Origin of the sequence: Caulobacter segnis, assembly GCF_029543125.1 — a bacterium.
Taxonomy (GTDB): domain Bacteria; phylum Pseudomonadota; class Alphaproteobacteria; order Caulobacterales; family Caulobacteraceae; genus Caulobacter; species Caulobacter segnis_D.
In genome coordinates this window covers 405691-425123 of the sequence record NZ_JARQWW010000003.1, presented here as the reverse complement: position 1 = coordinate 425123, position 19433 = coordinate 405691, and the positions used below count along the sequence as shown (strand labels likewise).

Here is a 19433-nt window from a genome sequence, read left to right as displayed (position 1 = left end):
TTCAGTCCCCTTGCTTCGTCTTGATGACGCCATCCACGACCTCGACCGGCCAGGGCGTCAGTTTCTGTCCCACGCACGGCCCGCCAACACAGACGCCGCTGTCGATCTCGAACAAGGCGCTATGCCAGCTGCAGGCGATCAGCCCGCCGTCCGGCGTCAGATAGTCGTCCAGCTTCTGGGCCAGCGGAAGCCCGGCATGAGGGCAGCGATCCACATAGCCGAACACAGCCTCGCCACGGCGCACGATAAAGCCATGAAACCGGCCATCGCCGATCTCCAGCACCAGATTGCGCGCCTTGCCGTCCGCCAACAGTTCGAGCGGACCAAGGCGCACTCCGGCCGGCGTGGCGTGCAGGCGGCGGAACGACGTCTCTTCGGTCAAGCGACCGGCCGCCCCTTGTCGAAGCCGCTCCAGCAGTCGTCGTAGTCGAGCTGCATCAACGGCGTCTCCATGGCGAAGCGCGTCGGGCGGATGACCCAGCGGCTTTCGAACATGAAAGCCATCGTATTCTCGATCTTGTGCGGCTTCAGCTCGGCGTTGGTCGCCTTCTCCCAGCTTTCCTGGTCCGGGCCGTGGCCGCTCATGCAGTTGTGCAGCGACGCGCCGCCGGGCGCGAAGCCGCCGGCCTTGGCGTCATAGGCGCCATGGATCAGGCCCATGAACTCGCTCATGACGTTGCGGTGGAACCACGGCGGGCGGAACGTGTCTTCGGCCACCATCCAGCGCGGCGGGAAGATCACAAAGTCGCAATTGGCCGTGCCCGGCTGCTCTGACGGCGAGGTCAAAACCGTGAAGATCGACGGATCAGGATGATCGTAAGAGACCGTGCCGATCGTGTTGAACCGAGCCAGATCATATTTGCAGGGCGCCAGATTGCCGTGCCACGCCACCACGTCGAGGGGCGAATGGTCCAAGGTCGTGGCCCATAGGCCGCCCTGGAACTTCTGGACCACCTCGCAAGGCTCGTCGATGTCCTCGTACCAGGCCGTCGGCGTTAGGAAGTCCCGGCTGTTGGCCAGGCCGTTGGCGCCGATGGGGCCAAGGTCGGGCAAGCGGAACGGCGCGCCGTAGTTCTCGCAGACATAGCCGCGCGCCTCGGCGCCTTTCAGCTCGACACGGAAGCGCACACCGCGCGGGACCAGGCAGATCTCCCCTGGCGCAACAGACAGGCGGCCCAGTTCGGTCGCCAGCAAGAGAGCGCCCTCTTGCGGCACGATCAGCAGCTCGGCGTCGGCGTCGAAGAACACCCGCCCCTGCATGGAACGATTGGCGACATAGAGGTGGATGGCGATGCCCGAGTTCGTCGCCACATCGCCGTTGCCGCCATAGGTTGTCAGGCCATCCACGAAGTCCGTCGGCTCGGACGGCATGGCCAGCGGATCCCAACGCAAGCGGTTGGGGCTCGGCGGGACCTCGTTGAACGGCCCCGAGCGGATCAGCTTGCCGCCGCCATAGGGCTGGAACGGCGCATGGCTCGCCGTCGGCCGCAGGCGATAGAGCCAGGAGCGGCGATTGTCGTTCCGGGGCGCCGTGAAGGCGCTGCCAGAAAGCTGCTCCGCATAAAGACCGAACGGCGCCTTCTGCGGCGAGTTGCGGCCGACCGGCAGGGCGCCGGCTACAGCCTCGAAAGCGAAGCTGTTGCAGAAACCCGACCCGTACGCTTCCGGCGCTTCGTTACGCCTGTCGTTCATGGTTCCTCCCGAAGGCGAAGATCAGGCCGAAGACGAAGATCAGGCGTCGACCTTGATCACGCCGCGGCGGATCTGGTCGAGTTCGATGGACTCGAACAATGCCTGGAAGTTGCCGTTCCCGAAGCCCTCATTGCCCTTGCGCTGGATGATCTCGAAGAAGATCGGGCCGAACAGGTTCTCGGTGAAGATCTGCAGCAGCAGGCCTTCCTCGCCGACATTGCCGTCGATGAGGATGCGGTTCTTGCGCAGGCGCTCCAGATCCTCCCCGTGGCCGGGCACGCGCTTGTTCACCAGCTCGTAGTAGGTCTCGATGGTGTCCTGCAGCTTCACGCCGCGAGCGCGCAGGCGCTCCACCGTGTCGTAGATGTCGTCCGTGGTGAGGGCAAGGTGCTGGATGCCTTCGCCGTTGTACTCGCGGATGAACTCCTCGATCTGGGACTTGTCGTCTTGGCTTTCGTTCAGCGGGATGCGGATCGCCTTGTCGGGGGCGATCATCGCCTGGCTGAACAGGCCGGTCGCCTGCCCTTTGATGTCGAAGTACTTTTGTTCCTCGAAACCAAAGATTTGATTGTAGAAGCTCGACCAGGTCCGCATCTGGCCGCGACGCACGTTGTGGGTCAGGTGATCCAGCAGATCCAGGCCGACATTGTTGGCGGCTTCCGCCTCGGCCGCGCCCGGAATCTGCTCCCAGGCGTCGTAGATCGAGCCCTTCGCACCATAGCGGTCAACCAGATAGAGGTACGAGCCGCCGATGCCTTCCAGCACATAGCTGCCCTCGCCCAGAGCGCCGCGACCTGCGTCGGCGGCCTTGGCCCCGCGCGCGATGGCGGTGTCGAAGGCTTGCTTGGCGTCAGCGACACGGAACGCCATGCCGCTGGCCGACGGGCCGTGATCGCCGCGGAAGTCCGCGACCTGACCGGCGGTCTCCTGGTTCACCAGCAGATTGATGCGGCCCTGCTTGTAGCGGACCAGATCCTTGGTCGGGTGCTTGGAATAGGGAACGAAGCCCAGCTGTTCGATCAGCGTCTTCATGGCCGCCGGATCGGGGCTGGTGAACTCGACGAACTCGAAGCCGTCCAGACCGAGCGGGTTGTCCTGGGTGACGGTGCTCATGCGAATTCTCCCTCAAGGCAGGCGGCGAAGGCCTGCGCGAAAACTGGAACAGTGGCGGCGGTCAGGCCAGCCAGGTTGATGCGGCCCGAACCGGCCATGTAGACGGCGTGGGCGCTGCGAAGGTGCGAGACCTGGGCCGGGCTGACCGGCAGCAGAGAAAACATGCCGTGCTGACGACGCAGGCCGTCCAGTCGCGGATCGGCATCGGCCAGGGCTGCGCGCACCGACGCAATGCGCACGCGCATCTCTTCCAGCTCGGCCCGCCAGTCGGCGGCCAGGGCGGCGTCCTCAAGCACGATGCGGGCGACAGCGCCGCCGTGATCCGGCGGCATCGACCAGTTGGCCCGGGCCAGGGCCAGGATGTTGGAGCGCACCAGATCGGCGCGGTCTACATTGCGGTTCACCGAGAACAGCGCACCCGTCCGGTCGCGATAGAGGCCGAAGTTCTTGTCGCAGGAATAGGCGATCAGAGCGTCGTCCACAGCCTCGATCACCAGGCGCGCGCCGGCGGCGTCCGCCTCCAGCCCCTCACCCAGACCCTGATAGGCCAGATCGATCAGGGGCAGCAGACCACGCGCCGCCACCACATGGGCGACCGTCTTCCACTGGTCCTGCGTCAGGTCGGCGCCCGTAGGGTTATGGCAGCAGCCGTGCAGCAGGACGACATCCCCGGCTTCGGCCTTGTTCAAGGCGGCCATCATCTCGTCGAAGCGGACCGTCTGGGTCGCGGGATCGAACCAGGAATAGGTCGCGGTCTTCAGGCCCGCCGCCCCGAAGATCGGCGCGTGATTGGGCCAGCTGGGCGTGCCCAGCCAGATGCGCGCGCCGGGGCGCGCGGCATTGATCAGCTCCGCCGCCAGGCGCAGAGCGCCGGTGCCGCCGGGGGTCTGAACCCCGAACAGCTCCTCACCGCTCGTCGAGCCGCCGAAGACGATGGGCTTCAGCGCTTCAACGAAGCCCATGTCGCCCTCGGGGCCGAGGTACGACTTGGAGGCCTGCGTCTCCAGCAGGATGCCCTCGGCCGCCTTCACGGCGCGCAGCACCGGGGTGACGCCGGCTTCGTTCTTGTAGACCCCGACGCCAAGGTCGATCTTGTGCGGTCGCGGATCGTTGCGGAACAGGGCGATCAGGGACAGCAGCGCATCCGGCGCCTGCGGACGCAGGCCGTCGAACAGGGCCGCCGGCCCGGTGTTGAGATCGATCATAGGCGGGCCCTTTTTCCGGCGTAGGCCTGGGTGCCGCGATTGAGAACGCGATCCCCCGGGAGAATGGTTTCGGTGTCGAGATCTGGAAGGGTTTCGAGCTCGGCGTAGAGCGGCGCGAAATCTGTATCGAGGGTCTGCTGCAGCAAGTCCTGGAAGCTGTCGATGACGAAGTAGGTCTGCTGGTAGTCGTCGATACGGTACTTGGTCCGCATCACGCGCTTCAGATCGAACCCGATGCGGTTAGGCGATGCGTCATCCAGGGCGAAGACGGATTCTCCATAGCTGGAGACAATGCCCGCGCCATAAAGGTGAAGATCGCCCGCCTCGCGGATCAGGCCGAACTCCACAGTGTACCAGTAGAGCCGCGCCAGCTTGTCCAGCGAGCCGAATTTCAGGGAGCGCAGACCGCCCTCCCCGTACGCCTGCATGTAGTCGGCGAAGACCGGGTTGGCGAGCAGCGGCACATGACCGAACACGTCATGAAAGACGTCCGGCTCCTCCAGATAGTCGATCTGATCGGGCCTGCGTATGAAGTTGCCGGCCACGAAACGGCGGTTGGCCATGTGCTCGAAGAACACATCGTCCGGCACGAGGCCCGGGACGGCCACGACCGACCAGCCGGTGAGCTTCTGAAGCCGCTCGGAGAGCTCCTCGAAATCGGGGATTCCGGGCTTGGAGAGGCGCAGCACGTCGAGGCCCTGCAGGAAGGCCGGCGTCACGCGCCCCTTGAGCATCCGGGCCTGCCGCTCGAACAGCAGGTCCCACATCCCGTGCTCATCCGCCGTGTACCGGGACCAGTCCTGCGGGACGGTCCAGTCGGCGGCCGCACCCTCCGGCGGCGTCATCGGCTTCGAGACTTGGGTCATGATCGCAGGCTAGGCGATCAGCCTGATAAAACGCTTTCAGAATTGCGGAATATCCCGCTATTTTTGAAACGCCATATCGATAATTCGACCACCCATGAAACATTCAGATCAGCTCGATGATATTGATCGCCGCATCCTGCGCGCTCTCCAGCAGGACGCGGGTCTCAGTCATGCAGCCGTGGCCGATCAGGTGGGCGCTTCGCCGGCTTCTTGCTGGCGGCGGATCAAGGCGCTGGAGACCGCAGGGCTGCTGAAACAGGCCGTGCGCCTCGTGGATGCGGAAAAGGTCGGGCGCGGCGTCAACGTCATGTGCCAGCTGCGCATGAAGTCCCACACCGGTGATGACCGTCAGAAGTTCGAGGCCTTCATACAGACCCGGGGCGAGATCATGGAGTGCCACTCCATGTCCGGCGAATGGGACTATCTGATGCGTGTGGTCGTGCCCGACGTCGCCGCCTATGAGCGGTTCTTGATGAACGACCTGCTCAAGCACCCGGCGGTGGCGACTGCAGCGTCACACTTCGCCCTCAGCCAGGTGAAATATACCACGGCCGTGCCCGTCTGACCGACTTTGCTGCGCGGCCCGTGCAGGAAAGCAACACTTTGAGCGAAACCTGCCCTGGCGCGCACGATCGGAATGTCATGCGCAACAAGTGAGCCTCGGACCTCACCTCTCCGTCACACCCCTGAACCCGGCGCCGTCTGCCCGGACCGAACGCCGCGATCCGATTCGCAAGAAATCGGACGCGGGCCGCGGGCCACAAGGCAGGTGGGGGAACGCCGTCACACTCTTCTAGGGGCGGGCCGCAAGCGCGGCCGTCGGAGGATAGAATATTGAAGACCAAGTCCATGCGTGAGCGCCTGCTCGCGTCGTCCATGATCTGCGGTGCGGCCTTCGCCGCGCTTTCGGCGACCGCCGCCTACGCGCAAGATGAAGTCGCGGTCGAAGAGATCGTCGTCACCGGTTCGCGCATCGCGCGTCCTGACCTCGTCTCCTCCAGCCCGATCGCCACGGTCGGCGAGAAGGAACTGCAGCAGCAAGGCGTGGTGAATACCGAGAACCTGCTGAACACCCTGCCGCAAGCGGTTCCGGGCGTGACCTCGACCGTGAACAACGGTTCGGGCGGCGCCGCCACCGTCAACCTGCGCGGCCTCGGCCCGGTCCGCACCCTCGTGCTGGTGGACGGCAAGCGTCAGACCCCGACCACTCAGTCGGGCGTGGTCGACATCAACCTGATCCCGCCGGCCCTGATCCAGAACGTGGAAGTCGTCACCGGCGGCGCCTCGGCCGTCTACGGCTCGGACGCCATCGCCGGCGTCGTCAACTTCGTCCTGAAGAAGGACTTCGAAGGCTTCCAGTTCACCGCCGGCTACCAGAACACCGACGACCTGGACGCGCCCATCTACACCCTCGACGCCACCATGGGCGCCAACTTCGCCGACGGCCGCGGCAACGTGGTCCTGTCGCTCGGCTACAGCGACCGTGAGCCGCTGACCCAAGGCAAGCGCGGCGGCCTGCTGGCCACCTCGTGGGGCGAACCTTCGGCCGCCCAGCGCGCGGCCGGCGTCGGCCTGATCCCCTCCGGCTCGAACAGCCAGGAAGACGGCCGCGTCAACAGCTTCGCCACCGGCACCTTCCCGACCGTCCCCGGCTCGCCGGCCACCAGCGCCACCTCGGCCCTGTTCCTGCCCAACGGCGACGTCCGCGCCTACGCCGGCGATCCGGACAACTACAACTTCGCGCCGATCAACTACCTGCAGACCCCGCAGACCCGCTATTCGGTCACGACCCTCGGCAGCTACAAGATCACCGACAGCATCGAAGCTTTCGCCAAGGGCAACTTCGTCTACTCCAACGTGACGACGCAGCTGGCCGAGACGCCGATCGGCAACCGCACCTTCCGCTTCACCCTGGACAACAACCCGTTCCTGACGCCCGCCGCCAAGCAGGCCCTGAACAGCCTGGGTTCGCGCACCGCCTACACCATTCCGTCGAGCGCCTCCTGGGCGGCCGGCACCTACACCGACGTCGACACTGACGGCGACGGCGTCTTCGACACCGTCAGCGGCGTGTTCAACCGCCGCCTGAGCGAAGTCGGCCCGCGTATCCAGAAGTACAACTTCTATGGCTTCCAGACCCAACTGGGCCTGCGCGGCGACCTGTCGGGCATCAACGGCGGGTGGGAAGCCTACATCCAGTACGGCAACACCCATGGTTCGAGCTCGCTGCTCGGCGACACCAGCCTCGCCCGCATCCAGCAGGGCCTGCTGCTGAACGCCGCCGGCACGGGCTGCCTCGACCCGTCCAATGGCTGCGTCCCGGTGAACCTGTTCGGTCGCGGCCGCATCTCGGCTGAAGCCGCCAACTTCATCAAGACCCGCATCGAGTCCTCGCAGGATTACGAGCAACTGGTGAGCGCGGCCTTCGTCAGCGGCAACACCGACAACTTCTTCACCCTGCCTGCCGGCGGCATCGGCTTCGCCGTCGGCGCCGAGTATCGCTACGAGTCCTTCGACTTCCGTCCGTCGCAGGATCTTGCGGTCGGCAACGTCACCGGCTTCAACGCTTCGCCACCGGTCTCGGGCGACTTCGACACGTACGAACTGTACGGCGAAACCCTGATCCCGCTGGTGAAGGACCTGCCGTTCGCCCAGTCGGTGAACCTGGAGCTGGCCGGCCGCATCGCCGACTACTCGACCCAGGACAAGCTGACCAAAACCTTCAAGATCGCCGGCGACTGGGCGATCAACGACGATCTGCGTCTGCGCGCCTCGTTCAACCGCGCCATCCGCACGCCGTCGGTGGGTGAACTGTTCCAACCGCTGGGCAACGGCTTCCCGACCTCGACCGATCCTTGCTCGGCTCGTGGCGCTCCGAACGCCCAGGTCCGTCAGGCCTGCATCAACTCCGGTCTGGCGGCGAACCTCGTCGGCACGATCGCGGCCAATGCTCAGACCCAGACCCTGAACGGCGGCAACCCGAACCTCGAGCCGGAAGTGGCCGAGACCTTCACCGCCGGCTTCGTCTACCAGCCGTCGTTCATCCCGCGCCTGGCCATCACCGTCGACTACTACGACATCTCGATCGAGAAGGTGATCACCAGCTTCGGCGGTTCGACCCAGAGCATCATGAACATCTGCTACGGCTCGACGGTGAACGGCAACGCGGCTTCGCCGTACTGCCAGGCGATCCGTCGTCTGCCGAACGGCTCGATCGACTTCGTGCAGGCGGCCAACGTCAACGGCGGCTTCCTGAAGAACGAGGGCATCGACGTCGGCGTCAGCTACCGCTTCGACCTGGCCGATGTCGGCCTGCCGGACGTTGGCGGCGTGTCGATCAAGTCGCTCTACACCAACAGCTGGAAGAACTCCTTCCAGCCCGACGCCCTGGCCTCGGCCAAGAACTGCATCGATCAGTTCGGTTCGACCTGCGCCAACACCAACATCAACCCGCAGGGCGTGCCGCTGCCGCGTCACAAGCTGCGCACGGCCATCAACTGGTCGTATGAGAATGTCGGTCTGAACCTCGTCTGGAGCTTCCTGGATGACGTTCGCGACGGCAACGACGCGACGACCTACGTCGTCGAGAAGATCGGCGTGAAGAACTACATCGACCTGTCCGCCGACTGGAAGGTCACGGACAACGTCAACCTGACCGGCGGCGTCCGCAACCTGACCCAGGAATCCTATCCGATCCTGGCGGGCAACGCCTCGCCGTCGAACAGCGGCTTCCCGGCCGTGTACGACGTCCTGGGCCGGATGTTCTTCATCAACGCCACGCTCAAGTACTAAGAGCTCGGCGAATCCTGAACGGGGGCGGCGGACTTCGGTCCGCCGCCCTTTTTCTTTGCGCCAGACATCCGCTGCGCGGATACGGTCACGCGCCGCGCGGCGACAGACGGAACATGACCGGATTGAGGAAAGCATCCTGATGGCGAGGCCATCAACCGCCCGCCCGACCTGCGAGGTGGCGCAAGATCGAGCGGGCGCCGGAAAATGGGATGGAGGTTTCCGGACGCCCTTTATGCGACGCTCAGCACGCGGCCGCTCGGCAGGTCCTGCTAGTCACAGGCAGATATTGCCGTAAGATATTATTATTACAGAATATTATGAAAGCGGCCGCTTCAGCGGCTGACGATTCAGGGCCGCCAGTTGAAAGGCGTCCGCTCCCTCTTCATCTCGCACGTCCAGGACCAGAATGCGGCGTGCGCCATCGGTCTCCGCGCGGTCGGAGGAGATCAGAGTGTCCCCGTCCGCCCAGGTCAGACGCGTGGATGTCGCCCCTGAGCATCGCCCGACGATACGCTCCGAACGCTCCTGCACGACGGCAGTGAGGATGAGGCACTTGTCGTCCGAGGTGTGGCGCACGAACGCCAGCCGGTCGCCGCGCGGCGACCAGACCGGACCATATTCGTCAGCATCGGTCCGAGTCAGTCGAACCGGCGCTCCCTTGGCCATGACATGCAGATAGATGTCCCGCTGGCCGCCTCGGGGCGCGCTGGCGAAGGCGCGCATCAAGCCATCCGGCGACAGGGTCACATCCGCGCCCTCTCGCTCGACGGCGGCCAGGCTGGAGGCGGCTCCCGCCGCGTTCGACGCCATCCAGATCACAGCGAAGGCGGCCGCCGCCGTAGTGGCTCCAAACGCCGCCGCAGCGAACATCGGCAGCCGGCGACGTTGCATCGGCGGGTTGTTGGCTTTCCGCAGGACAGGCGCAACGGGCTCGCTGACACGCAGGCGATAGCCGATCTTGCTGACCGTCTCGACCTCAACCGAGGGATCCTGGATCAGGACGCGACGCAGCCGAGCAACCGCCTGGGTCTGGGCGTCCAGCGACACCACCCGGCCCATCCAGCATACGGCGTTCAGTTCGTCCCGGCTGAGGGTCTCGCCATTGGCGCGGTGGAGCGCGACCAGGACTTCCATGACGCGGGGTTCGACCGTCACGGAGCCTTGCGGACCCTCGATCTCCAATGTGCGGGGCCGAACAGACAGGCGTCCGATGGCGAATGGAGCTTCGCCAAGCAGATCAACCTCGCGTTGTCGCGAATATGTCGCGGCCTGTTCAGTCATCGCCCAGTCACTCTCGGATGGCCCGAAGCATCCGATTCAATCGTAACTCGACGTTACCAGCGCCGGACCGACCCCGTAAGCGCTTAAAGAATTAAGTTTCGTACAGGACTTTTTCCCGCCTCAATTGAAATACCGACGTTACTGACGGGCATATTGCGTGGGGGTCACTCCATAGCGCTGCTTGAACGCCCGGGCGAAGTTGGACGTGTTGTCATAGCCGCAGGCCAAAGCCACTTCGATCACCGGAAGGCGGCTGGCGGTCAGCAGCTTGCTCGCCCGCTCCAGTCGCCGGTTGATCACATGCTGGACAGGAGACACCCCGAGCGAGCCCCGGAAGCATCGGGCGAAGTGGTAACGGCTGAGGCCCGCAGCGTTCGCCAGTTCGGTCAGACTGACGTCCTGGTCTATGCGCGCCTCGATCATGCCGAGCACCCGCGCCAGCTGCCGGGCGGTCAGCTTGCCGGTTCCGTCCGAGCTGGGCTGGGACTCCCGCACATTCGCCTGAACCGCGCGCTCCAGGATGGCCATGGCCAGCCACTCGCCGAACATCTCCCCGTTGCGCCAACCCTGCTCGGCCTCCAGCACCAGGTTGCTGAACATCCCGCGCAGCACGCTGTCATCCACGCTCAGCTCAGAGCGAAGCTGCGGCGTCCGCCCGCTTCCACTTCGCGCCAGCGCCTCTTCAACATCGTCATCGGCGAAGTGGATGTAGTGCGCCTGCGGGCGCGACAGCCAGTCGGACTCGATGCAGGCGCCAGGCGCGATGATCGAGATCGAACCAGCTTCGAGCACGCCTTCGAAAGCGGCGCCGTCAAAGCGGCTGGACGCCACCCGAAGAGCGCTCGCCTGGCGGACCAGCGAGAAGGCCGGCCAGAGGAGTCCGTCATGCCGTCCCACACCGGCGCGCACCGCCATGATGTGGAATTTCTGGACCGACTTCGGCGTCAGGTCCCGGCTCTCATGATCCGGCGCGATGCAGGCCAGCAGTTCGTCGATTTGCTTCCCGCTACGCTGCGCCGCGCTTTCCATTTCACCGTCGAACATCTGATCAGGACCTTTCGTCACCGCCCCAGCGAACGTCGTGATGCTCGTGGAAATCCGGGCTCCGCGTCCTGACGGAAAGCTGACGATTCACTGACATTGCTCTGCCGAAAGGGTGACGAAGCACGTTTTGCGCAGTCCGGAAGGGCGTGCAGGCCTTCCGTCGCGTTCAAGTCACAGCCTGCATCAAAGAGCGCGATCCATGCCTTCGACGTATCGGTCCATAGGCGAATTGACTTAGACGCCCTGTCCCCTCGCCCCTATCGTCAAGCCAGGCCTTCAGAAGAAAGGTCGATTCAAGGGAGGTTGGTCGATGACATCCGCCGCAGCCGATTCCAGTTCAAAGCGGACGCGGGTCCGGTATCTGATCATCCTGATCCTGTTCCTGATCACCACGATCAACTACGCGGATCGCGCCACCCTCTCGATCGCCGGCGACGCCGCCTCCAAGGATCTCGGGCTGGATCCGGTGGCCATGGGCTACATCCTGTCCGCCTTCGCCTGGGCTTATGTGCTTGGCCAGATTCCCGGCGGCGCCCTGCTCGACCGCTGGGGCACCAAACTCATCTATGCCAGCGCGCTGGTCATCTGGTCGCTCTTCACCCTGGTCCAGGGCTTCACCGGCTTTTTGACCGGCGCCAGCGCGGCCGCCGTGCTGTTCTGCATGCGCTTCATGGTCGGCCTGGCGGAGTCCCCTTCCTTCCCCGCCAATGCGCGCATCGTCGCCGCCTGGTTCCCCGGGTCGGAGCGCGGCACGGCTTCGGCCATCTTCAACTCAGCCCAGTACTTCTCGCTCGTCGCCTTCGCGCCGCTGATGGGTTGGCTGGTCCACACCTTCGACTGGCATTCAGTGTTCTTCGTCATGGGCGGCATCGGCATCGTAGCCGCCGCCGTGTTCTGGAAGATCGTTCACAGCCCCATCGAACATCCCGCCATCAACAAGGCCGAGCTCGACTACATCGAAAGCGGCGGCGGCGTGGTGCGCATGGAGGAGAAGACCGCCGAGCGCGGCAAGGCCTTCACCTGGGCGAACGTCAAGCAGGTGCTCACCAGCCGCATGCTGCTGGGGGTCTATCTGGGCCAGTACGGCATCAACGTGCTCACCTATTTCTTCGTCACCTGGTTCCCGATCTACTTGGTCAAGGAACGCGGCATGTCGATCCTCGACGCCGGCTTCGCCGCCGCCGCCCCCGCCCTCTGCGGCTTCCTCGGCGGCCTGCTGGGCGGCGTCATCTCCGACGGCCTTCTGAGGAAGACCGGCTCGCTGGACATCGCTCGCAAGACGCCGCTGCTGATCGGCATGCTGCTGTCGTCGCTGATCATCGCCTGCGTCTATATCGAGCAGGAGTGGCTGATCGTCGTGGTCATGGCCGTGGCGTTCTTCGGCAAGGGCATCGCATCCCTGGGCTGGGCGGTCGTGTCCGACACTTCGCCCAAGGAGCTGGCGGGCGTGACGGGCGGCATCTTCAACGCCTTCGGCAACTCGGCTGGCATCGTGACCCCCATCGTCATCGGCTACATCGTGCAGGGCACGGGATCGTTCGACGGGGCGCTGATCTTCGTGGGCGCGCACTGCCTGCTTGTGATCGCCGCCTACTTCCTGGTGGTCGGCAAGATCCGCCGCCTGGAGCTGAAGCCCGTGAAGGCCGCGGCATGATCGGACGTCGCGCATTCCTGTTCGCCGCGGCCGCCGCGCCGCTGCTCGCCGCCGCAAGCCAGGCCGCCGCCAAGCCGCTGCTTCGCATCTCGACCCCCATGGCGCCGCCCGAGTGGGCGCTGCTGGAACGCGAGCTGCTGAGGGCCAACGCCGCCGCCTGCGAGGCGTTCTACAACCGCTATTTCGACGATCGCGGCTATCTGCTCGCCTACGAGCGGTGGGGCGCCAACGATGGCCCGGACGATGCGGCCGAACACTTCAATGACTGGCCGATCCTGCATTCCCTGGGTGCGTCCGATCGCGTCAAGACACTCTACACCAAGGGCTGGGAAGGTCACCTTCGTCAGTACACAGCCGCGAAGACAACCGAGGTCTCCTTCGGGCGCGACGGCATGTACTACAAGGAATTTCCCACGATGCTGGACTGGCAGCATCACGGCGAGGGCCTGACGATGTTCAACGTCCAGGGCCTGTCCGACCCCAACAGCCCGCGCTTTCGCGATCGGGCCCGCCGCTACGCCGGCCTCTATATGGGCGAAGACCCGGGCGCTCCCAACTACGACCCTGAGGTCAAGATCATCCGCAGCGCCTTCAACGGCAGTCGGGGCCCGCTGCTGCGCAAGGCCACGCCTCAGGAATGGGCGGGCGATCCTTTCGAAGTCGAGAACCGCTTCGATCTGGGACATGGCGAAAAGAGCTACGAGGAGACACTCGAGCACTACGCCGAATACGGCGACGTGGTGGGCGACAATCCCCTGAACCTGCTCAGCACCACTCTGGCGCTGAACGCCTATATGCTCGACCACGAGCCGAAGTACCGGACGTGGCTGCTGGAGTATGTGGACGCCTGGGTCGAGCGGGCCCGCGCCAACAACAACGTCCTGCCCAGCAACATCGGGCTGGACGGCAAGATCGGCGGCGCGGCCGACGGCAACTGGTGGGGCGGCGTCTATGGCTGGGGCTTCAGCCCCAAGGTGCCGGGCACAGACAAGCGCGAGGACCGCAACCGCGTCCCCCGCTCGGTCCTGGCCTTCATGAACGCCTACCTGCTGACCGGCGACGACAAGTACCTCGACGTCTGGCGCAAGCAGAACGACACCATCAACGCCAACGCCAAGGTCATCGACGGCAAGCGCAGCGCGCCGCGCATGTATGGCCCGAACGGCTGGTACAGCTATGCGCCGGGCGAGTATCGGCAGAACAATTTCGAGATCTGGTACATGTCGCAGCGTGCCTCGGACCGCGCGCGGACTGGCGAGCATCCGTGGCTGTCCTACCTCGAAGGCAAAAATCCGGGCTATCCGGCTGAAGCCCTGCGCAAGGATCTCAAGCGCGTCCAAGATCGCGCCCTGCTGCAGCGCGACGACAAGAGCTCGCCCGACACTCGCCTGGCCGATGATGCGCTGAACAAGAATCCGGCCAGCGTCGCGGCCCTCTTGCATCTGATGCAGGGCGCCATCCACATCGGCCGACCGCCTTGGGCCCAAAGCTCCCCCAATGTCGGCGGCTCGCCGATGTACAGCCGCCTGCGCTATTTCGATCCCATCGCTCGCCGCGCGGGCGTGCCGGAAGATGTGGCGGCCCTGGTCGACGCCATGACGGCCGACAGCACCGCCGTGACCCTGGTCAATCTCAGCGCGATCGAAACCCGCACTGTCACCATCCAGGGCGGCGGCTATGGCGAACACCAAATCCGCAGCGTCGCCATGGATGGCAAGGCCAACGCCGTGAACGCCTCGACCTTCACCGTCACCCTGGAGCCCGGCTCAGGCGCTCGGCTGGTCATTGCCATGGACCGCTACGTGAATCAGCCCACCCTCGCCTTCCCATGGGAACGCTAGGCGAGCATCGAGGAGAAAGCCGTGCGTCTCGTCCTGATCGCCCTCAGCGCCGCCCTCGTCATCTCCAACGGCGCGGCGGCGCAGGTCTGGAGCGGAGCGTGGGGCTGGGCCCCGGCGGGCGTATCCGAGACCCCGACGGGGACACCGCGCGCCGACGACCGGCGGGGACCTTTGGGTCCTGCTGTGGTCTCCAACGCCACACTGCGTCAGATCGTGCGGGTCACTGCTGACGGCGGCCGCGTGCGCCTGCGCGTCAGCAACGAGTTCGGCGCCGCCCCGCTGGTCCTCGGCGCCGTCCGTGTCGCCAAGGGTGACGCAGACCATCCCGTAACCTTCGGCGGCAAGAGCGTCGTGACCATTCCAGCCGGCGCGCCCTACGTCAGCGACCCTGTCGATCTGCCGGTGAAAGCCTTCGACAAGCTGGCCGTGAGCCTGTTCCTGCCCAACGAGACCGCCCTGCCCGGCCATAGGCTGCGCCAGCGGATGGCGGCGGGCGATCAGACCGCCGCCAGGATCGACACCCCCGTCATGCGCCTTGGGGCGCTGATCACCGGCGTCGAGGTCGAGCGATCGCGGAAGGGTGTCGTCATCGCGGCGATCGGCGACTCCATCACCGAGGGCTCGAGCTCAACGCCCGACGCCTGGCGCGCCTGGCCCGATCAGTTGGCGGACCGTTTGAAGAGCGCGGCGGTGGTCAATGTCGGCATCGGCGGCAATCGCCTGCTGAACAACATATCCGGCTCCAGCGGCCTGTCGCGCTTCGACCGCGACGTCTTGGCGGTTCCCGGCGTCACCCATGCGATGGTGCTGGAAGGGATCAATGACATCGGCCGGGCGACGCGGCCCGAGTTCGCGCACCAGCCGGTGATCGCCGATGACCTGATCAACGGCTATCGCCAACTGATCGCGCGCGCTCATGCTCGCGGCCTGAAGATCATCGGCGCGACCATCCCGCCCTATGAAGGCGCGAACTACTTCACCGAAGGGGGCGAGGCCACGCGCCAGGCCGTGAACGCCTGGATCCGCACCAGCAAAGCGTTCGACGGTTATGCCGACTTCGACGCCGCCACCCGGGACCCGGCCAATCCGCGCCGTCTGCGGGCCGAGTTCCAAAGCGGCGACTGGCTTCATCCCAGCGACGCCGGCTACGCCGCCATGGCCGCGGCGGTGGACCCGAAGCTCTTCGACTAGCTGCCCGGCTTGAAATAGGGCGCGACGGAGAACAGTAGGCGCTCCTCGCGGCGGGGGTCGTCCTGCATCCGCGCCTCGACGTCGAAGATCATCGTCGACCGACGCTCCAGCTCGTACGGCGTCCAGTTCGGGATCGACGGCGTGTTCGGATTTCCGATGCGGGCGAAGGCGATGAAGGCGTCGCTCATCCTGGCAGCGACGGCGCGGGCCTCCGCCGTGTTCCCGGTCTTGGATTCCGGAACGTGGCAGTTGTCGAAGACCAAGCCGATGTCGAAGCTGTGGTAGGCGCCCATCTTGCCGCCATCGAGCGGTGAGCCGAAGTCCAACTGGTACATCCAGGCCGGCGCGCCGATCCGGGCCCGCTGCTCGGCCTGCACAAGATGTCCGGGCCAGGACCGCCCCGCTGTCGAGGCGGCGAAGAACACGTCGCTGGGCGAGTAGTTCGGATACAGCTCCCGATACCGCGCGATGACGTGATTGGTGTCCACATCCAGCACCAGCTCCGGCTCCAGACGCGCCGGCAGCTCGTCCCAGTTGAGCTGGAAGTTCTTGGGATCGCCGCCCAGGAAGGCCTTGGTCTCATCATGCGTGTTGCCGATGATCATCGGGATGTCGGCGCTCTCGCGCGGAGCGTCGGGGAAGAACGGGTGCCGCGTCAGGCTGCGGTGATCCACGACAGACCAGAAGATGATGTCCCCGTCGCCCGTCAGCGGATCGGTCATCCGCAGGGCCTCGGTCAGCTTCTCCACCGGCATGGTCCGTAGTGCGTCGAGCTGGTCAGGCTTCAGGCCAAGGTGCGCCATGTAGGCGCGGGCCCGCTGGGCGGCGTGGATCGAGCCCATGGCATGGACATGCTGACCGCTCATGGTCGCCACGCGGTGATAGAGGCCCCTGGCCGTCGGCATCGCCATCAGGGTGACGAGCTTGGCGCCGCCCCCCGACTGGCCGAAGACCATGACATTGCCCGGATCACCGCCAAACCGGGCGATGTTGTCCCGCACCCACTGCAGGGCGAGGATCAGGTCCAGGTTGCCGACATTGCCGCTGTCGGCCCACGGACCATCCGGCGCCAGACGCCCGAATCCGTTGTAGCCGAAGACGTTCAGGCGGTGATTGACCGTCACAACCACCACATCGCCGCGCCGCGCAAGATTCACCCCGTCATAAAGCGGGCTAGAACCTGAGCCGGAGGCATGCGCGCCGCCGTGGACATAGACCATCACCGGCCGCTTGCCGCCGTCGGCGAGCCCGCGCGTCCAGACATTGAGGAACAGGCAGTCCTCGCTGGTCGGCTCCTTGATGTTCTTCTGGGGTGAGGCGGGGCCATAGGCCATCGCCTCCTTCACACCGGTCCAACGGACGGGCGCCATCGCCGGCATGAAGCGTCGAGGTCCGGTGTCGGCGCCATAGCGGACGCCCTTGAACACATGGACGCCGTTCTCGGTGTAGCCGCGGACCTTGCCGTACTGGGTGTCGGCGACCGGCGACATGCTCGTCGCGGCGAAGGCGCCGCCTGGAAGCGCCAGGGCCGCGGCGGCGATCAGGCTGCGGCGGCTGGGGGTCATCTTCGTCATGGCGTCTCCTCCGGCGGCCCGCTGGATGGGCTCTGTCGTTTCAGGTTCTGGCGGCTGGCGGCGCGCCGCCCGAGAACTCGGCGGCGCAGAGTTCGAGCAGCGGCGCGAGCGTTGGGTTGTCGTTGTCCCGGCGCCACGCCATGAACAGCTCCACCGGGCGCTCAGGCTTGGTGGCCACCGGCCGGAAGTGCACGTCGTCGAAATGCAGGCGCATGGCCGCTTCGGGCACCATGGCCGCGCCCAGACCGGCATGGACGAGCGCCAGCATGGAGTGGATCTGGCTCATATGCTGGACGTAGGTCGGCGAGACCCCTGCCCCGTCGAACATCGACACCAGCATGTTGTGGAAGTACTGCGCGCCCTCGGGCGCATACATGATGAACGGCTTGGCGTCGAAATCCTCGGGCGTCAGCGTCGCCTTCTCCAGGCGCGGATCGCCGGACGGCAGGGCCGCCACCAGCGGCTCGGTCACCACCTGCAGCTTGTCAAACTCCAGCCGATTCATGGGCGGACGGACGAGACCCACATCGATGCGGCCGGTCAGCAGAGCCTCGATCTGCTCGCCGCTGACCATCTCGCGAAGAGTCAGGTCGACATTGGGCAGGCGCGCCTTGGCCAACTGGATCAAACGCGGCAGGAAGCTGTAGCCGGAGGCGGCCGTGAATCCGACAGCGATGCGCCCCGCCTCACCCGAGGCGATGCGGCGCGTCGCAAGCGCCGCGCTCTCCGCCAAACGCAGAATGCGGCGCGCCTCAAGCAGGAACGCTCTGCCCGCGGGCGTCAGGCGCACGGACCGACTGGTGCGGTCCAGCAGGGTCACGCCCAAAATGCGCTCCAGCAACTGAACCTGACGGCTCAGCGGCGGCTGGGTCATGTTCAGGCGTTGGGCCGCCCGGCCGAAGTGAAGTTCTTCGGCCGCCGCGACGAAGCAGCGGAGCTGGCTCAGTTCAAACATGATCGGCCGCCTCCATGACTCGGGGCGAAGACGCTACGCCATCCGTCGCCGGAAAGGCAGCGCTTCGCCTCGGTCATAAGGTCTCAGCCGTTGGCGGCCAGACGCGGCGCGTCCGGCTGAACGCGGGCGATCAGAGCCTTCAGCTCGGCCATCTCGCCGTCCGTGAGGTCGGTGAGCGGCGTGCGCACCGGGCCGGCCGGGCGGCCGATGGCGGTCATGCCGGCCTTGACGATGGACACGGCGTAGCCCCGGCCCCGGTTGCGCAGCGCGATATACGGCAGCACGAAGTCGCGCAGGCCGGCCATGACCTTGGCGCGGTCGCGGGCGCGCACGGCGTCATAGAACTCCAGCGCCCATTCGGGCAGGAAGTTGAAGATCGCCGACGAGTAGGTCGTGACGCCCATCTCCAGGTACGGCAGGGCGAAGGTCTCCGCGGTCGGCAGGCCGCCGATATAGGTCAGGCGATCACCCATGCGGGCATAGACCCGCATCATCAGCTCCAGATCACCCACGCCGTCCTTGAACCCGACCAGGTTCGGATTGCGGTCGCAGAGCTTCTCGAGGGTGTCCTCGTTGATGACGCCGTTATCGCGGTTGTAGACGATGACGCCCAGCTTGGTCGCCTTGCACACCGCCTCGATGTGCGCGGCCAGACCGTCTTGGGTGGCGTTGGTCAGGTATTGCGGCAGCAGCAGCACGCCGTCGGCGCCCGCCCGCTCAGCGGACTTGGCCAGGTCGACCGCAATGGCGGTGCCATAGCCGCAGCCGGCGATGACGGGGATCTTGCCCGCGGTCTCGGCCACGGCGGCCTTGACGACGGTCTCCACCTCGGCCGGGGTCAGCGAGAAGAACTCGCCCGTGCCGCCAGCGGCGAACAGACCCGACAGCTTGCGCTGCAGCATCCAGCCGCAGTGCTCACGGTACTTGCCCTCGACGAAGCGATGCTCGGCGTCGAAATGGGTGACAGGGAAGGACAGGAGACCTTGGCCCAGTTGGGCGGCCATCTCCGACGGCGTCATTCTGCTCATTATGGCCCTCGTGCGAACGCAGCCCTTCCTCGGAGGCGCGTCGATAAAACACTGCGATCGAGGTTCGCTCGATCGATCTGGGACGCTATCGGGGGCTTCGATGCGGGTCTAAGCCAAAGGCGCTATCGACCGATGCGGCTTTTGGTTCAATCCGTCGCAATCACTTCCTATATAGGAGGTCTGACCTTTGCCTCCCC

The 19433-nt window shown here is 65.6% G+C and carries 15 protein-coding genes; 5 read left to right on the top strand and 10 right to left on the bottom strand.

Going from position 1 to position 19433, the window contains the following annotated elements:
• Nucleotide 1 precedes the first annotated feature (1 nt).
• Genes P7B02_RS11170 through phhA form a run of 5 tightly spaced genes read right to left on the bottom strand, consistent with a single transcriptional unit; the run spans nucleotide 2 to nucleotide 4876 of the window.
• Nucleotides 2-382, bottom strand: coding sequence for a Rieske (2Fe-2S) protein (locus P7B02_RS11170; RefSeq protein ID WP_277786420.1), 381 nt, complete (start codon nucleotides 380-382; stop codon nucleotides 2-4).
• On the bottom strand, nucleotides 379-1692 hold the full coding sequence (gene hmgA, locus P7B02_RS11165) for a homogentisate 1,2-dioxygenase (protein ID WP_277786419.1): 1314 nt from the start codon (nucleotides 1690-1692) through the stop codon (nucleotides 379-381). Before hmgA ends, P7B02_RS11170 begins: the two co-directional genes overlap by 4 nt.
• A gap of 39 nt (nucleotides 1693-1731) precedes the next feature.
• Complete coding sequence (hppD, locus tag P7B02_RS11160; RefSeq protein ID WP_277786418.1) at nucleotides 1732-2805, bottom strand: 4-hydroxyphenylpyruvate dioxygenase; 1074 nt, start codon at nucleotides 2803-2805, stop codon at nucleotides 1732-1734.
• Complete coding sequence (locus P7B02_RS11155) at nucleotides 2802-4010, bottom strand: amino acid aminotransferase (RefSeq protein WP_277786417.1); 1209 nt, start codon at nucleotides 4008-4010, stop codon at nucleotides 2802-2804. Before P7B02_RS11155 ends, hppD begins: the two co-directional genes overlap by 4 nt.
• A complete protein-coding gene (gene phhA, locus P7B02_RS11150) occupies nucleotides 4007-4876 on the bottom strand; it encodes a phenylalanine 4-monooxygenase (RefSeq protein WP_277786416.1) in 870 nt (289 codons plus the stop codon). The genes P7B02_RS11155 and phhA overlap by 4 nt, the downstream gene beginning before the upstream one ends.
• A 94-nt stretch (nucleotides 4877-4970) precedes the next feature.
• On the opposite strand from phhA, the gene P7B02_RS11145 reads away from it, so the two are divergent.
• On the top strand, nucleotides 4971-5441 hold the full coding sequence (locus P7B02_RS11145; RefSeq protein WP_277786415.1) for an Lrp/AsnC family transcriptional regulator: 471 nt from the start codon (nucleotides 4971-4973) through the stop codon (nucleotides 5439-5441).
• Between the two features lie 269 nt (nucleotides 5442-5710).
• The gene (locus P7B02_RS11140) at nucleotides 5711-8668 is read left to right on the top strand and encodes a TonB-dependent receptor plug domain-containing protein (protein ID WP_277786414.1); all 2958 of its coding nucleotides are present in this window, start codon (nucleotides 5711-5713) and stop codon (nucleotides 8666-8668) included.
• A 315-nt stretch (nucleotides 8669-8983) separates the two neighbouring features.
• Here P7B02_RS11140 and P7B02_RS11135 read toward each other — a convergent pair whose 3' ends face one another.
• Together P7B02_RS11135 and P7B02_RS11130 are read right to left on the bottom strand one after the other, a co-directional pair.
• The gene (locus tag P7B02_RS11135; protein ID WP_277786413.1) at nucleotides 8984-9823 is read right to left on the bottom strand and encodes a winged helix-turn-helix domain-containing protein; all 840 of its coding nucleotides are present in this window, start codon (nucleotides 9821-9823) and stop codon (nucleotides 8984-8986) included.
• A 264-nt stretch (nucleotides 9824-10087) separates the two neighbouring features.
• Nucleotides 10088-10993 carry a helix-turn-helix domain-containing protein gene (locus P7B02_RS11130; RefSeq protein WP_277786412.1) on the bottom strand — a complete coding sequence of 302 codons (906 nt, stop codon included), beginning with the start codon at nucleotides 10991-10993 and terminating at the stop codon, nucleotides 10088-10090.
• A 310-nt stretch (nucleotides 10994-11303) separates the two neighbouring features.
• Between P7B02_RS11130 and P7B02_RS11125 the strand changes: the two genes are divergently transcribed.
• From P7B02_RS11125 to P7B02_RS11115, 3 genes are read left to right on the top strand one after another with little or no spacing between them, the layout of a single operon-like run.
• Complete coding sequence (locus tag P7B02_RS11125) at nucleotides 11304-12647, top strand: MFS transporter (RefSeq protein ID WP_277786411.1); 1344 nt, start codon at nucleotides 11304-11306, stop codon at nucleotides 12645-12647.
• The gene (locus P7B02_RS11120; protein WP_277786410.1) at nucleotides 12644-14488 is read left to right on the top strand and encodes a hypothetical protein; all 1845 of its coding nucleotides are present in this window, start codon (nucleotides 12644-12646) and stop codon (nucleotides 14486-14488) included. Before P7B02_RS11125 ends, P7B02_RS11120 begins: the two co-directional genes overlap by 4 nt.
• 21 nt (nucleotides 14489-14509) lie before the next feature.
• On the top strand, nucleotides 14510-15679 hold the full coding sequence (locus tag P7B02_RS11115; protein WP_277786409.1) for an SGNH/GDSL hydrolase family protein: 1170 nt from the start codon (nucleotides 14510-14512) through the stop codon (nucleotides 15677-15679).
• Here the strand turns inward: P7B02_RS11115 and P7B02_RS11110 are convergent.
• From P7B02_RS11110 to kdgD, 3 genes are all read right to left on the bottom strand, one after another.
• Nucleotides 15676-17244 (bottom strand): carboxylesterase/lipase family protein, encoded by a 1569-nt coding sequence (locus P7B02_RS11110; RefSeq protein ID WP_277786699.1) that lies wholly within the window; start codon nucleotides 17242-17244, stop codon nucleotides 15676-15678. The two genes, P7B02_RS11115 and P7B02_RS11110, sit on opposite strands and share 4 nt — an antisense overlap.
• A gap of 49 nt (nucleotides 17245-17293) precedes the next feature.
• Nucleotides 17294-18208 (bottom strand): LysR substrate-binding domain-containing protein, encoded by a 915-nt coding sequence (locus tag P7B02_RS11105; RefSeq protein ID WP_277786408.1) that lies wholly within the window; start codon nucleotides 18206-18208, stop codon nucleotides 17294-17296.
• Nucleotides 18209-18291: 83 nt separating this feature from the next.
• Nucleotides 18292-19236, bottom strand: coding sequence for a 5-dehydro-4-deoxyglucarate dehydratase (kdgD, locus tag P7B02_RS11100; protein ID WP_277786407.1), 945 nt, complete (start codon nucleotides 19234-19236; stop codon nucleotides 18292-18294).
• Nucleotides 19237-19433: the final 197 nt, after the last annotated feature.

Excerpts from the sequence above, each read along its gene's own strand:
- hmgA (WP_277786419.1), bottom strand. The coding sequence starts at position 1,692 with ATGAACGACAGGCGTAACGAAGCGCCGGAAGCGTACGGGTCGGGTTTC.
- hppD (WP_277786418.1), bottom strand. The coding sequence starts at position 2,805 with ATGAGCACCGTCACCCAGGACAACCCGCTCGGTCTGGACGGCTTCGAG.
- P7B02_RS11155 (WP_277786417.1), bottom strand. The coding sequence starts at position 4,010 with ATGATCGATCTCAACACCGGGCCGGCGGCCCTGTTCGACGGCCTGCGT.
- phhA (WP_277786416.1), bottom strand. The coding sequence starts at position 4,876 with ATGACCCAAGTCTCGAAGCCGATGACGCCGCCGGAGGGTGCGGCCGCC.
- P7B02_RS11145 (WP_277786415.1), top strand. The coding sequence starts at position 4,971 with ATGAAACATTCAGATCAGCTCGATGATATTGATCGCCGCATCCTGCGC.
- P7B02_RS11130 (WP_277786412.1), bottom strand. The coding sequence starts at position 10,993 with ATGTTCGACGGTGAAATGGAAAGCGCGGCGCAGCGTAGCGGGAAGCAA.
- P7B02_RS11125 (WP_277786411.1), top strand. The coding sequence starts at position 11,304 with ATGACATCCGCCGCAGCCGATTCCAGTTCAAAGCGGACGCGGGTCCGG.
- P7B02_RS11120 (WP_277786410.1), top strand. The coding sequence starts at position 12,644 with ATGATCGGACGTCGCGCATTCCTGTTCGCCGCGGCCGCCGCGCCGCTG.
- P7B02_RS11110 (WP_277786699.1), bottom strand. The coding sequence starts at position 17,244 with ATGACCCCCAGCCGCCGCAGCCTGATCGCCGCCGCGGCCCTGGCGCTT.
- P7B02_RS11105 (WP_277786408.1), bottom strand. The coding sequence starts at position 18,208 with ATGTTTGAACTGAGCCAGCTCCGCTGCTTCGTCGCGGCGGCCGAAGAA.
- kdgD (WP_277786407.1), bottom strand. The coding sequence starts at position 19,236 with ATGAGCAGAATGACGCCGTCGGAGATGGCCGCCCAACTGGGCCAAGGT.